At 67.0% G+C, this 13,503-nt stretch carries 9 protein-coding genes and 1 pseudogene; 6 read left to right on the plus strand and 4 right to left on the minus strand.

From position 1 onward, the window contains the following. Nucleotide 1: 1 nt before the first annotated feature. From D472_RS0123650 to D472_RS0123665, 4 genes are all read right to left on the minus strand, one after another. Nucleotides 2-679: a type II secretion system F family protein gene (locus D472_RS0123650; RefSeq protein ID WP_017606915.1), complete on the minus strand. Its 678-nt coding sequence runs from the start codon at nucleotides 677-679 to the stop codon at nucleotides 2-4. Beyond that, the gene (locus tag D472_RS0123655) at nucleotides 667-1,992 is read right to left on the minus strand and encodes a TadA family conjugal transfer-associated ATPase (RefSeq protein ID WP_033304559.1); all 1,326 of its coding nucleotides are present in this window, start codon (nucleotides 1,990-1,992) and stop codon (nucleotides 667-669) included. The genes D472_RS0123650 and D472_RS0123655 overlap by 13 nt, the downstream gene beginning before the upstream one ends. Then, a complete protein-coding gene (ssd, locus tag D472_RS0123660) occupies nucleotides 1,989-3,260 on the minus strand; it encodes a septum site-determining protein Ssd (RefSeq protein ID WP_017606917.1) in 1,272 nt (423 codons plus the stop codon). The genes D472_RS0123655 and ssd overlap by 4 nt, the downstream gene beginning before the upstream one ends. 995 nt (nucleotides 3,261-4,255) lie before the next feature. Beyond that, nucleotides 4,256-5,044 (minus strand): Fic family protein, encoded by a 789-nt coding sequence (locus D472_RS0123665; RefSeq protein WP_017606918.1) that lies wholly within the window; start codon nucleotides 5,042-5,044, stop codon nucleotides 4,256-4,258. 227 nt (nucleotides 5,045-5,271) lie between these two features. Here D472_RS0123665 and acs point away from each other — a divergent pair. The 6 genes and pseudogenes from acs (at nucleotide 5,272) to D472_RS0123700 (ending at nucleotide 13,238) form a co-directional block, all read left to right on the plus strand. Further along, nucleotides 5,272-7,243, plus strand: a pseudogene (gene acs / locus D472_RS26980) (acetate--CoA ligase). 253 nt (nucleotides 7,244-7,496) lie between these two features. Beyond that, nucleotides 7,497-8,030, plus strand: coding sequence for a phage holin family protein (locus tag D472_RS26350; RefSeq protein WP_017606919.1), 534 nt, complete (start codon nucleotides 7,497-7,499; stop codon nucleotides 8,028-8,030). 10 nt (nucleotides 8,031-8,040) lie between these two features. After that, nucleotides 8,041-8,949, plus strand: a complete 909-nt coding sequence (locus tag D472_RS0123680; RefSeq protein ID WP_017606920.1) for an alpha/beta fold hydrolase — start codon at nucleotides 8,041-8,043, stop codon at nucleotides 8,947-8,949. Between the two features lie 7 nt (nucleotides 8,950-8,956). Further along, nucleotides 8,957-9,460, plus strand: coding sequence for a DUF309 domain-containing protein (locus D472_RS0123685; RefSeq protein WP_017606921.1), 504 nt, complete (start codon nucleotides 8,957-8,959; stop codon nucleotides 9,458-9,460). A gap of 537 nt (nucleotides 9,461-9,997) precedes the next feature. Beyond that, nucleotides 9,998-12,427: a sodium-translocating pyrophosphatase gene (locus D472_RS0123690; protein ID WP_033304571.1), complete on the plus strand. Its 2,430-nt coding sequence runs from the start codon at nucleotides 9,998-10,000 to the stop codon at nucleotides 12,425-12,427. 337 nt (nucleotides 12,428-12,764) lie between these two features. Then, nucleotides 12,765-13,238, plus strand: coding sequence for a SixA phosphatase family protein (locus D472_RS0123700; RefSeq protein ID WP_017606924.1), 474 nt, complete (start codon nucleotides 12,765-12,767; stop codon nucleotides 13,236-13,238). The last annotated feature ends 265 nt before the right edge of the window (nucleotides 13,239-13,503 follow it).

The raw sequence follows: 13,503 nt of genomic DNA on the forward strand, positions 1-13,503 counted from the left end.
TTCAGGGGTGGTCCACGGCGCCCCGGACCAGCCGCAGGGTCCACCAAGCACCGATCAGGTCCAACAGCAGACCTCCCCCCAGGCACAGCAGACCCAGGGGTGTGGTGAACAGGAAAGCCAGGGGAGAACCACCGAGTCCCCCCGACATCGCCAGCCCCACCAAGGGCAGACCCGTCAACATCAGCGCGGTGGTCCTGGGCCCTGCGGTCCGTGCGCAGACCTCCGCACGCAACTCCTCCTGTTCGGTGAGGTTGGCGGCCAGTTCGTCGACCACGGCCGCCAGACCGGCACCCGTCTCCGAGGCCACCTCCCAGCACACCGCCAGGTACGACAGCGCGTGAAGCCCTTCCTCCCGCCTTGCCGTACGGCGCAACGACTCCGCGTCCGTGAGCTCTCCCACGAGGGGCCCTGCCTCCACCGCGGCCACACGCAGGGCCGATTCGGGTGGTTGTCCGGCACGGAGTTCGGCGGCCATGACGCGACAGAGCCAGATCAGGGCCCGACGCCGCTCCGCGTCCTCACGCCGGATCGCCAAGGGCGATCGGAACGAGGGGGCGGACCACCGTCCGGTCCGAGGCCGGGACAGAATCGACGTCAACCGGTATCGACCCGCCCAGGGTGGCGCCCACAACAGGGCCGCCGCCAACGCGCACACGACCAGGAGGGTCAGCGCGGCCACCGAGACCCCAGCCGGTCGCTCAACTCCGCCGCTCCGATGTGCTCGTGCCTACGGCCGTCCGGGGTGAAGGCCACCGCGGGTACCGCGCTCACCAAGCCGGAAGCCTCACGTCGCAGGGTTCGGATCTCGGCCAATCGTCTGCCGCCCCGGTCTCGGACCAAGTGCACGATCAGCACCCCGGTGGCGGCGAGTTGGCTGTGCACCGCGGCCCGGTCCATTCCGGCGGCGCAGCCCATCGCTTCCACCCGCGCGGGAACTTCTCCCGCGCCGTTGGCGTGGAGGGTGCCGGCGCCACCCTCATGACCGGTGTTCAGCGCACCCAGTAGGGAGACGATCTCCGGGCCTCGAGCCTCCCCGACCACCAAGCGGTCCGGACGCATGCGCAACCCCTGTCGGACCAGGGTCTCCAAAGACACCTCCCCACTGCCCTCGATGTTGGCCGGGCGTGTCTGAAGACGCACCACGTGCGGGTGCTCGGGGCGTAGCTCGGGCGAATCCTCCGCCAGTACGATCCGTTCGTTCGGGGACACCAGGGACAACAGACAGGACAGCAGGGTGGTCTTACCGGTTCCGGTCCCCCCGCTGATCAGGAAGGGCACTCGATGCTCGATCAGGGCGCGCAGCAACTCGGCTCCGCAGGGAGTGAGCGATCCGCACTCGATCAACCTGTCCAGGCCGAAGACCCGGCTCGGTGGCATACGTAGTGACACGCAGGCGCTTTCGGCGGTGATCGGTGGAAGGACGGCGTGCAGCCTCGCTCCACCGGGCAGTCGAGCGTCCACGTACGGCGAGGCCGCGTCCAGGCGTCGCCCGGCTCGAAACGCCAGTCGCTGGGCCAACCGCCGGACCTCGTCGGCCGAGTCGAACCGCACGTGGGTCACCCGACGCAGACCCTCTCCGGTGTCCACCCACACTTGGTCGGGTCCGTTGACGAGGATGTCGGTGACGCCGGTGGTCATCAGTTCCTCCAGCGGCCCCGCTCCGTAGAGGTCCGCGCTCAGCGTGCGGGTGAGTTCGAGCATGTCCGTGCCGCCCAGGAGGGCGCCTTCCGCACGTAGGGCGGAGGCGACGTTGGCCGGAGTGATCGGGGACCCATCGGCCACGAAGCGGTTGCGCACCCGCTCCAGCAGGGCCTTGCGTTGCTCCGTGGTCACCGTTCCGGCCGACGCCTCCTGGCCCGGTGGTGTGGTGGGAACCGGACGGCCCACGCCATCGGGTCCTCTCGTGTTCGTGAACGGGCTCGCTCCTTCCTCACCACTCCTGGGCGGCGCCGGGTTCGAAGAGCCGTGCCACAACCGCTCGATGCGCTTCATCCCGCCTCCAAGGGGGCGAGGGAAGCCCTGATCACACGGTCCGCGTACCTGGCCATCGGAGACCTGGAACGTCGGGCGGGCACCTCTCCGGCGGTCAGGACACGGGAGAGCCCCGGTTCCGGTGGGAGGTCGGCGCCGAGTTCGACCCCCAGGCTCGTGGCGACCACCGAGGTGGATAGGCCGCCCCGGGAACCGCGTACCACCAGCCGAAGCCGATCGGTCTCCCTGCGCAGGGAGCCGACCATCCGCGCGGCCGACACCACGGCGTGCACGTCCGCGGGAACGATCACCAATACCAGGTCGGAACGGTTGAGGAAGACCCGGGTGGCGGGGTCGAAGGAACGTGGCAGATCGACCACCACCAGGTCACATCCACGGCGGGCCGAGGCCAGGACGGATCGGGCCGCACCCACGGGAAGGGCCTCTCCCTCCCCCTCGGCACCGCGTGCCCAGGTGAGTACGTCCACCAGACCCGCGTGGGGCAGCCCTTTCCGCAGCGCTCGCCAGGGGGTTCGAGAACGCTGGTCCAGCAGGTCGCCCCAGCCGGTTCGAGGGTTTCTCGGGGAGTGGTCACAGCCGAGGTAGATGTCGGGGCCACACCCCAGGGGGTCGGCGTCCAACAGAGCCGTGGACCTCCCCGCGCGTTCCCCGGCCAAGGCGAGGGCGACCGCGAACAGACTGGCTCCGGCCCCACCGCGACCACCGATGACGGACACGGTGGGGGCGGGGCGGCGATCACCGACCGTGGCGAGGAGTTCCACGAGCAACGCCTCGTCTCGCGGAAGCCGGTAGAGGGGTGGTGGGCGGTCACGCTTCGGGGTGGTCCTTGGGAAGTGGGGGGTCGGTGTGGGCTCCGGGGGGTCGGCTCGTGTGGTGGCCGGCCGTGTGGCCTGGGGAAGCACCGTGTCCGATCGCCAGGACGATGCTCGCCGAGGAGCGGTATGGGGTTCTGGGGCGCTTCTCCCGGGCAGGGTCGGGGGACGGCCCTCCTGGCCCGGAGGGTCCGGAGCCCGGGGCGAGGGGCTCGGGGCATCGGGCGAACGGGTGATGAGGACCGACCGAGGATGGGGAGGCGGGCTCAGGGCCCGCAGGGCGTGCTCCAGGTCCGCGTCGATGATGACCAGGGGCGATCGGTGCCAGGCGTGGAGTGCCTGCCCGAGGTCGGGAACCGCGGTGACCTCGGTGGCGGCCGCCGTGGCCAGTCTGTGCAGATCGTCGAGGAGCGCCGGGTTCGTGGTGATGACGAGGGGGCGCCGCGAAACGTCCATCGAGCCTCCGATGAGGGCTGGGAATGCCCTTTCGACATTGGTCGACACCGGACGATGACGGAAGTGGGGTCCGTGGATCTGTGGATAACTCCGGACGAGGACGTTCGCGTGGGTCTGGAGCCGCAGGAGGGAGACCGGTCCGAGGTTCCTCTCCGTGGGAGAACGTCCCAAGGGGTGAGTTCACTCCACCCGACGGGTGGGACACAGGTGGGGGCGCTCGCGTGTCCCACCCGCCGGGGGGTGGAGCGGATGTTTCGAGCCGTCCCTCGAGGGGGAATCGGGGCGACCCGGGTCCGGCCCTGGGGGGACGGGTCGGCTATCCGCTCTCCTGGGAGGAATCGACGGGAATGGTCATGGGACTCCCGCTGACATTGGAGAAGGTCCACTGTTGGCAGGTCGTCGCGGAGGATGGTCGGCCTCTCCACCGGGGCGATGTCTCCGCCTTGTCGAGGGTCACTCGAAAGTGCGGGTTCATCTCGATTCCCAGCGAGGACATACTCCTGCGTTCGACTTCTGGAGAAGACGCTACCACGACCGATTGCGTATGGTCTTGGAAAAACAGAGGGAAATCTTCATCCAACCATCTTTCCATCGAAGAAGGGGTGGCGTACAAAGAAAGCACCTGGTGGCGAAGACCCACCCCGACACGGAGTTCGGGAACCCACGCATCGCTGGGCCCCATAGGGCCTGTCCAGGTCTGGCGAGACCGAGTCTGGCCAGGTCGGACTATATATCCGTGACGCTTGCTAACCCGTTCTTCCGGGCCGGAAACGGCGCCCCGGGCCAAGGCCCGAGGCGCCGTCCAATGTGTGCGGGCCTTGGGGTGGAGAAGGCCCGGTTGTTTTCAAACGTTCAAGCGTAATCGAAATGGTATCGAATATATGGCTACTCGCCGGTAAAGATATGGCCTTCGTGGAATTCGGTGCCCTTGTGCCAGAAACGACCGAGAGCTTCTACACCCTTCTTCGATCGCCTGAGCATCCGATGTCCACCGGTCAGCCTCGCTTGAGCGCCTCGCAGGTGGCGAGGGAATCCTGGGCGCCCGCGAACACCGCACGGCAGCAGTACACGACCCACCTGGCGACGCCTTCGGGGGTTCCCGTCAGGTACCCGCGCAGCGCCGGGCCGTATTCGTCCTTCAACGTCTGGTGCCCCAGTTCCGAGGCGACCAACGACTTCGGGTCCAGACCACGCTCGATGAGGGTCAGCCGCTCGGCGGCGCGGGCCACCAGGCCATCGCCCCAGCCGAACGGGCGGATCGCCATCAATTCACCGTGCACCAGTGATGAGGTGACCAGAGCGGGCACCTTCGTGCGGGCCTCCAACAGCTGGTACAGGCCCTCCAGGCGTGCGGAGGCCATCGAGGTGCTCGGTGCGGGTCCCAATTCCAACGGATCCTCGACCCGCTCACCCTCCAGACGAGGACGTCCCAGAGCCTCCTCGGAGACGGCGTCCGCCGCGGCCAGCGTGTGCAGGCGCGCCAGCGTCTGTCGCGGTGCCTTGGGCCAGGTGTCCACCATGCCGCCCAATTCGCCACCGACACGGAGCGCGCCCTTGATCCGAGTGTCGTACACGTGGCCCGCGCGGATCTCGTCCATCGAGACCTCGGCACCCTCCAACGCCGCGGAGGCGCACGCACCGCGTAGAGAGGACTCCAGGGACACGTCGTTGCTACGCCGACGCAGGATCCGGTGGTCACGTAGTCGGTCGACCAGGGTCCGCGTCTCGTCGACCGCGTCGCTCACACCCGGTAGCCCGGCGATTCGGGACAGTGGGTCGGACATGGAGGCAGAACTCGATTCGCTCACGTCAACCAACACTACGCTCCGGTAATACCGGGCGTCTCCCTCCCGGTCCAGGCGAAAACGAACCGCTCGTCGCGTCGTGACGACCGTTCATCGCCTGTTCGCCGCGCGTGAGGCCCTCACCGTCGCTGGAACGCGGTCTGGTTGTTCACCTGGCATAGCGCACATGATTAATTGGACCAACAGTCAACGTAAGGAGAGTCACAGTGGCCGACAGCACTCCCGCGAGCCAGGAGACACTGTCCAACCTTCTCCAGGAAACCCGTAGCTTCCCGCCGCCGGCGGACCTCGCCGCGAACGCCAACGTCAAGGCGGACGCCTACGAGGTCGCGGCGGCCGACCGCCTCGGCTTCTGGGAGGAGCAGGCCCGGAGGCTCCAGTGGGAACAGCCCTGGGACACCGTCCTGGAGTGGAACCATCCCTACGCGAAGTGGTTCGTCGGCGGCAAGCTCAACGCTTCGGTCAACTGCGTGGACCGCCACGTCGACGCCGGCCTGGGCGACCGTGTCGCCCTTCAGTGGGAGGGCGAGCCCGGCGACAGCCGCAGCATCACCTACGCCGACCTCAAGGACCAGGTCTCCCAAGCGGCCAACGCCCTCACCGAACTGGGCGTGGCCAAGGGCGACCGTGTCGCCATCTACATGCCGATGATCCCCGAGACGGTCGTGGCCATGCTGGCCTGCGCCCGACTCGGTGCCGTGCACATGGTCGTCTTCGGTGGATTCTCCGTGGACGCCCTCGGCCAGCGCCTCGACGACAGCCAGGCCAAGCTCGTCATCACCGCCGACGGTGGCTACCCGGCGTGGCAAGCCCAGCGCCCTCAAGCCCGCCGTCGACGAGGCCGTGGCGAACCGGCCCACCGTCGAGAACGTCCTCGTCGTCCGTCGCACCGGCCAGGACGTCGAGTGGACCGACCGCGACGTGTGGTGGCACGAGGTCGTCGGCTCCGCGAGCACCGAGCACACTCCCCAGGCCCATGACGCCGAGGACCCGCTGTACATCATGTACACCAGCGGAACCACGGCCAAGCCCAAGGGCATCCTGCACACCACCGGCGGCTACCTCACCCAGACCTCCTACACCCACTGGGCGGTCTTCGACCTCAAGCCGGAGACCGACGTCTACTGGTGTGCGGCCGACATCGGCTGGGGGACCGGCCACTCCTACATCGTCTACGGCCCCCTCTCCAACGCGGCCACCGTCGTCATGTACGAGGGGACCCCGGACACCCCGCACAAGGGCCGATTCTGGGAGATCATCGAGAAGTACAAGGTCACCATCGCCTACATGGCGCCCACCGCGATCCGTACCTTCATGAAGTGGGGGGACGAGGTCCCGGCCAAGTACGACCTGTCGAGCCTGCGCGTCATCGGTTCGGTCGGTGAACCGATCAACCCCGAGGCCTACGTCTGGTACCGGGAGAACATCGGCGGTGGCACGACTCCGGTCGTGGACACCTGGTGGCAGACCGAGACCGGTGCCATCATGGTCAGCCCCCTGCCCGGAGTCACCTCCGCCAAGCCCGGAGCCGCCATGCGCGCCGTGCCCGGTGTCGAGGCCGACGTGGTGAACGAACAGGGTGAGTCCGTGCCCGACGGCGAGGGCGGTTTCATCGTCATTCGTGAACCGTGGCCCGCCATGCTCCGTGGCATCTGGGGCGACGACCAGCGCTACAAGGACACCTACTGGTCACGCTTCGAGGGCCTCTACTTCCCCGGTGACGGTGCGAAGAAGGACGAGGACGGGGACCTGTGGCTGCTCGGCCGCGTGGACGACGTCATGCTCGTCTCCGGCCACAACATCTCCACCACCGAGGTGGAGTCGGCCCTGGTCTCCCACCCCAAGGTCGCCGAGGCCGCCGTCGTCGGTGCCGCCGACAAGGTGACCGGGCAGGCGATCGTCGGCTTCGTCATCCTGCGAGGCGGCTTGGAGGAGGTCCCGGAGGAGCTGGTCCAGGAACTACGCGACCACGTCGGCGGCTCACTCGGGCCGATCGCCAAACCGGGCAGGCTCCTGGCGGTACCGGAACTGCCCAAGACTCGTTCCGGCAAGATCATGCGGCGTCTGCTGCGGGACATCGCCGAGAACCGGGACATCGGTGACACCTCCACTCTCACCGACTCTTCGATCATGGAAGTGATCGCCAAGCAGTTGCCCTCGGCCAAGAAGGGTGACTGAGCCGGACGCGGGAGACCACCGTGACGGAGCCCGCGCTCCCCACGGTGGCGGCCGGTCCGAGTGTCTTTGACCCGGCTATCCATGGATCGCAGGCGCCCCGCCCTTTCGAGGGGTGGGGCGCCTTTACGGCTGTCTCCCCAAGGAAATCCGAAAGTGCCGTTTTTGCGTGCCGTAGGAGACATCCGTGGTGGGGCATGTGCGAGGATGCGGAGGATCATCCGCGTGTTCGGACCGAGAGAAGGGAACCCCCACGATGGTGGATAAGCCGGGTACCGGCCGACCTGGCGCTGCCGGCGAACCCGAACGTTCCATCGGTGAACTGGTCACCGACGCCACCGACAATCTCTCCCGCATCGTCAAGCTCGAGATCAAGCTCGCCAAGCTCGAAGCCAAGGCGGACGCCACCAGGATCGGCAAGAGCATCGGTGAGTTCGGCGTCGCCGCCGTCATCTTGCACCTCGTCGCGATCCTGTTCTCCATCACCGCCGGTTTCTTCTTGGCGGAGGTCTTCGGGTGGCGGTACTGGACCTCGTTCCTCACCGTCACCGGTTTCTACCTGCTGATAGCGCTGATCTTCGCACTGGTCGCCATCATCAACCTGCGCCGTCGCCAAGGCCTGGCCCGCACCATGGTCACCACTTCCCGACTCATGGCCATCCTGCGCGGGGAGATCCGTCCGCCCAAGGGCGGGAGCGGGGCCACCGCCGTCAGTGAGGCCGGGGCCACCGCTGTCACCGGGGCCACCGCCGTCAGCGAGGCCGGGTCCACCACCCCCTCGAACAGCTAGCCGCCCACGGGTGCTGGACGACTCGGCCGCCTACATCGACGGCCCTTGGACCCACGGAGCGGTGAGCGCCGCCGGTGCCCGGTTCCACGTGGCCGAACTCGGGGAAGGGCCCCTCGTCCTCCTCTTGCACGGTTTCCCCCACTTCTGGTGGGCCTGGCGTCACCAACTGGTTCATCTGGCCGAGGCGGGTTATCGCGCCGTCGCCGTGGACCTGAGGGGCTACGGTGCCAGCGACAAGACACCCCGCGGGTACGACCTGGTGGGCCTGGCCCAGGACATGGCGGGACTGGTCCGTGCCCTCGGAGCCGCCGACGCCGTCGTGGTCGGTCATGGCGTGGGTGGACTGATCGGTTGGACGATGACCGCCTACCACCCGGGGACGGTCCGTGCCCTGGCGGCGATCTCCGCGCCTCACCCCAGGCGTGCGATCCGGATCCTGCTCTCTTTGGGACCGGGCGTAGGCCACGTACTCCGTGCTCAAATTCCGATCCTGCCCGAACATCGCCTGCTCGCCGATGGCTGCGTTCGTGTGGGTGAACTCCTCCAAGCCTGGTCGGGGCCTGGATGGTCGGACCGGGAGGCCGTGGAACGTTACCGACTCGCCTTCTCGATCCCGAAGGTTTCGCACTGTTCGTTGGAGTACCACCGCTGGATCTTCCGGTCGCGGTGGCGTTTGGACGGACTGCGGTACAACCGTCGGATGCGTACCCCGGTACGGGTTCCCGTTCTGCAACTTCACGGTTCCCTGGATCCGGTCTGCCCTCCGAAGGTGGCCCGGTCCTCACGGCGTCTGGTCGAGGCCCCCTACCGGTGGGAGTCGGTGGAGGACGTCGGACACTTCCCACACGAGGAGCGGCCTCATCGAGTGAACGAGGCTCTCGTAGGGTGGATACGGGACAACGACGGGGAACGGCGGTGAAGAACCGATGACGACTCGGACCGAAGGCGGGCGGGACCGTAACGAGAGTGGTCAGGCACAGAATCAGCGACCACGTGATCGTTACGGGCGTCCCCTGCCGCACGGCAGCGAGGGTGAGGTCGAACGGGTCCCCGACGACGCCGAGTTCACCGTGGAGGAAGGCCTGAGCGAGGCTCAGCGGCTTCTGGACGAGGGGTACGCCTTCACGGCCCATGAGGTGCTCGAAGCGGTCTGGAAGTCCTCACCCGAACCGGAGCGCGAACTGTGGCGAGGGCTGGCACAGACCGCGGTGGGGGTCACCCACGCGCAGCGTGGCAATCGGATAGGGGCGGCCCGTCTGCTCCGCCGGGGCGCCGACCGGGTGGCGGGATTCGGCCCGGTGGCTCCACATGGCGTGGACGTGATGGGGGTCGCCGCGTTCGCTCGTGGGTTGGCCGATGACCTCGACACCGGACGCGCGACCTCCGGAGACGGGATCGATCCTTCCGGGATGCGGCTCCGTACGACGTAGTTCTGTTCGGACCGAATCCCACACCCTGCCCAGGCGAAGGGGACCTGGGGCCATCTGAAGTCACTGTGTCTGGTGTGACCAGAGTTAATCATTACCGTTTTGTATTCAGATGAGTGATTTGGTGCTAATGTGTGATTAACGCATTATGCAATAAAATATGTCCTCATGAGGCATGGTAAATCCTTTATTCCGAATTTCGAGATCACCATGGGGTCACATCTTCGGGCTCACTTGGGGAAATGGTGAATCGGGTCTCTTATTTATTCGCGATCATGCGTACAATCCCCGGATCACCGCTCGTTGGTACGTCATGCGGGCGGCGTGCACCATACAGAAAGGTGGCACCGCTTCGACCCCGACTCGCGTGCCGTCGCTCCAGCTCTGCACCCTTTCGAGCGGCGGGACGCACACGGCGGTGCGCGGCACCGGAGCCCGAGAGGTAGCTGTTCCGCACACCTTCGATGACGGGGCCGAAAAGGATGTGCCCGTCTCAAGGAGGACGGATTGTCTGGGCTCAACCTGGCCGCGGAAAGCGGCATGGTCCTGGCACTGGAAGGCAGGGATCTCACCCTCGTCATCATCGTCATGGTGGTCGCGCTCTTGGCGCTCGCCGTGGCGGGAATGCTCGTACGTGAGGTCTTGGCCGCAGGCCAGGGCACGGAGCGAATGCGTAACATCGCGGTCGCCGTTCAGGAAGGCGCTGGAGCCTACCTGAAACGACAGTTCCGCACCCTCGTGGTCTTCATCGTCGTCATCCCACTTCTTCTACTTCTGCTCCACGCCGACACATGGGCCATCGCCATCGGCAGGTCGGTCTTCTTCGCGCTCGGGGCCCTGCTCTCCGCCGCCACCGGTTTCATCGGAATGTGGCTCGCGGTCCGCGGCAACGTCCGCGTGGCCGCCGCGGCACGCGGAGGCGGAGAGAGCGACAGCCGTACCGCCATGCGCATCGCCTTCCGCACCGGTGGCGTCGCCGGCATGATCACCGTCGGCCTCGGTCTGCTGGGCGCCGCCATCGTCGTCCTCATCTACCGGGAGAACGCCCCCATCGTCCTGGAGGGCTTCGGGTTCGGTGCCGCTCTTCTCGCGATGTTCATGCGTGTCGGTGGAGGCATCTTCACCAAGGCCGCGGATGTCGGTGCCGACCTCGTGGGCAAGGTCGAACAGGGCATCCCCGAGGACGACCCTCGCAACGCCGCCACCATCGCCGACAACGTCGGCGACAACGTGGGTGACTGCGCGGGCATGGCCGCGGACCTCTTCGAGTCCTACGCCGTGGTCCTGGTCGCCTCGCTCATCCTCGGCCGGGTCGCCTTCGGCACCGAAGGGCTCGTCTTCCCGTTGCTGGTCCCGATGATCGGGGTCATCACCGCCATCATCGGCATCTTCATCGTGGCCCCCAGGGCCAAGGACAAAACCGCGATGAGCGCGATCAACCGCGGTTTCTTCATCTCTGCGGCCATTTCCGCCATCCTGGTCATCGTCACCGCCTACTGGTACCTGCCCGACGACTTCGGTGACCTGAAGGGCGTCAGCTCCTCCGTTCTCGCCGAGATCGAAGCCGCCGGTACCAACCCCGACCCCAGGTTCATCGCGATCGCCGCCGTACTCATCGGCCTCGTGCTCGCCGCCGCGATCCAGCTCCTCACCGGATACTTCACCGAGACCGACAAACGGCCGGTCAAGGACATCGGGGAGAGTTCGAAGACGGGCGCCGCCACCGTCATCCTGTCCGGCATCTCCGTCGGCCTCGAGTCCGCGGTCTACTCGGCGTTGCTCATCGCGGGTGCCGTCTACGCCGCCTTCCTCTTGGGCGGTGGTTCCATCACGCTCAGTCTGTTCGCCGTCGCCCTCGCCGGCACCGGTCTGCTCACCACCGTGGGCATCATCGTCGCGATGGACACCTTCGGCCCCGTCGCCGACAACGCTCAGGGCATCGCGGAGATGTCCGGCGACGTCGAGGGCAAGGGCGCCGACGTCCTCACCAGCCTCGACGCGGTCGGTAACACCACCAAGGCGATCACCAAGGGCATCGCGATCGCCACGGCCGTGTTGGCCGCCACGGCCCTCTTCGGTGCGTTCCGCACCTCCGTGCAGGAGCGCCTCGGGGGCGACGAGGTGTTCTCCCTGTCCCTGGACAACCCCGACGTCCTCGTCGGAGTGATCATCGGCGCGGCCGTCGTGTTCTTCTTCTCCGGACTCGCCATCATGGCGGTCGGCCGTGCCGCACAACGAGTGGTACTGGAAGTACGCAACCAGTTCCGTACTCGCCCCGGCATCATGGACGGCAGCGAGAAGCCCGAGTACGCGCGGGTCGTCGACATCTGCACCAAGGACTCGCTGCGGGAGCTGGTCACTCCCGGACTCCTCGCGGTCCTCACCCCCATCGCCGTCGGTTTCGCCCTTGGCTACGCGCCACTGGGCGCCTTCCTTGGCGGTGCCATCGCCGCCGGTGTGCTCATGGCGGTCTTCCTGTCCAACGCCGGAGGTGCCTGGGACAACGCCAAGAAACTCGTGGAGGACGGTCACCACGGTGGCAAGGGTTCGGCCTCCCATGAGGCCACGATCATCGGCGACACCGTCGGCGATCCCTTCAAGGACACCGCCGGACCGGCGATCAACCCGCTGCTGAAGGTCATGAACCTGGTCGCCCTGATCGTCGCGCCCACCGTGGTGATGTACGCGGACAACCTCGCCCTCCGAATCGGGGTGAGCGTCCTCGCCCTGGGTCTGCTCGTTGGTGCGGTGCTCTGGTCGAAGAACCGTGGATCCGGTACCGAGACCGAGCTCGCGGAGATCAGCGGTGAGTCCGCGCCCAAGGGTGCTCCGGAGGCCGGTGGCGACACCGAGGTCACCGGAGGGGGCCGCCCGACGGTCGGCGTGGAGGACTCCGGTACCGATGAGGAGGCGAACGGAGATGGAACGCGTAAGGAGGAGGCTCACGCCGGTGACATGGGGAAGGAATGATCCTCGGCCGGAGCGTGGCCGATTCCGAACGTGTTCCACGTGGAGCTGAGCCACCGAGTACGTGAGCTCGCGCGTGCCGGCTCCGCGAATCCGACCGCTTCGAGGTGGAGGGCCCTCTTGCCCCTCTTCCGAGCATGATGGGCGGCCGTCCGGAACCCCCCGGGCGGCCGCTCGTCGCACGCACTTACCCTGAGGAAGAGAGCGTGGTCGGCAAGACCGGGCGTGTAGTGAGGGGGAGTGATTCCGAGGTGTCCGGAGCAAAGGGGCTGGTCGTCATCCTGGGAGCCATGTTCGGTTTCATGGCGCTCCTGGCCATCATCGCCACGGTGGTGTCCCCATGAGTCGCACCCTGTTGTTGATGCGGCACGCCAAGGCGGAGGACGGGTTCGGGGTGGCGGACTTCGATCGCGCGCTCAGTGAGAAGGGGCGCAAACAGGCCGAGCGTGTCGGACACCTGCTCACGGAGCGGGGCTACGCGCCGGACCACGTCATTTGTTCCTCGGCCAAGCGCACCGGCCAGACCCTGGAAGGGGTCTTGGGAACCATGGGGCTGAGTCCCGAAGTCGACCACACCGAGGCCGCTTACCTGGCCGGGCCTGAGAGCCTCCTGGAACTCGTCACCTTCGTGGATCCCGAGGTGCGTACCCTGCTGGTCGTCGGGCACAACCCGACCATCGCCCAAGTGGCGGCCTCGTTCGTGGGCCACCAGGCACTGGCCGCCTTCTCGCCGGCCACCGTGGCCGCGGTGGAGTTGGACGTGGAGTGGCTCTACGCGGCCCCGGGAACCGGCACGGGTCAGATCCTCAACTGATGTGACCCAAGACACTCTCTGTGTGGTTTGCTTGGGGCGAGATCGGGGGGTAGTGTTCTCCGAGTCGCCTCCGATCGGCCCAAGGCCGCGAGGAGGGCCACATCTTCTCGATCGAAGCGAACACGGGTTCTCCGTGGGCGTGATCGGACTTTGATTCAGACACCCTCTCTTCTTCAGCCGAAGTGGTTCGGGCACTCCCTGAAACATGTAGGATGACGAGAGTCGCTTTAAAGCCCGGCGGAAACTCGGAGTGGAAACTCCAAGG

This window comes from Nocardiopsis alkaliphila YIM 80379, assembly GCF_000341005.1.
GTDB classification, from domain to species: domain Bacteria; phylum Actinomycetota; class Actinomycetes; order Streptosporangiales; family Streptosporangiaceae; genus Nocardiopsis; species Nocardiopsis alkaliphila.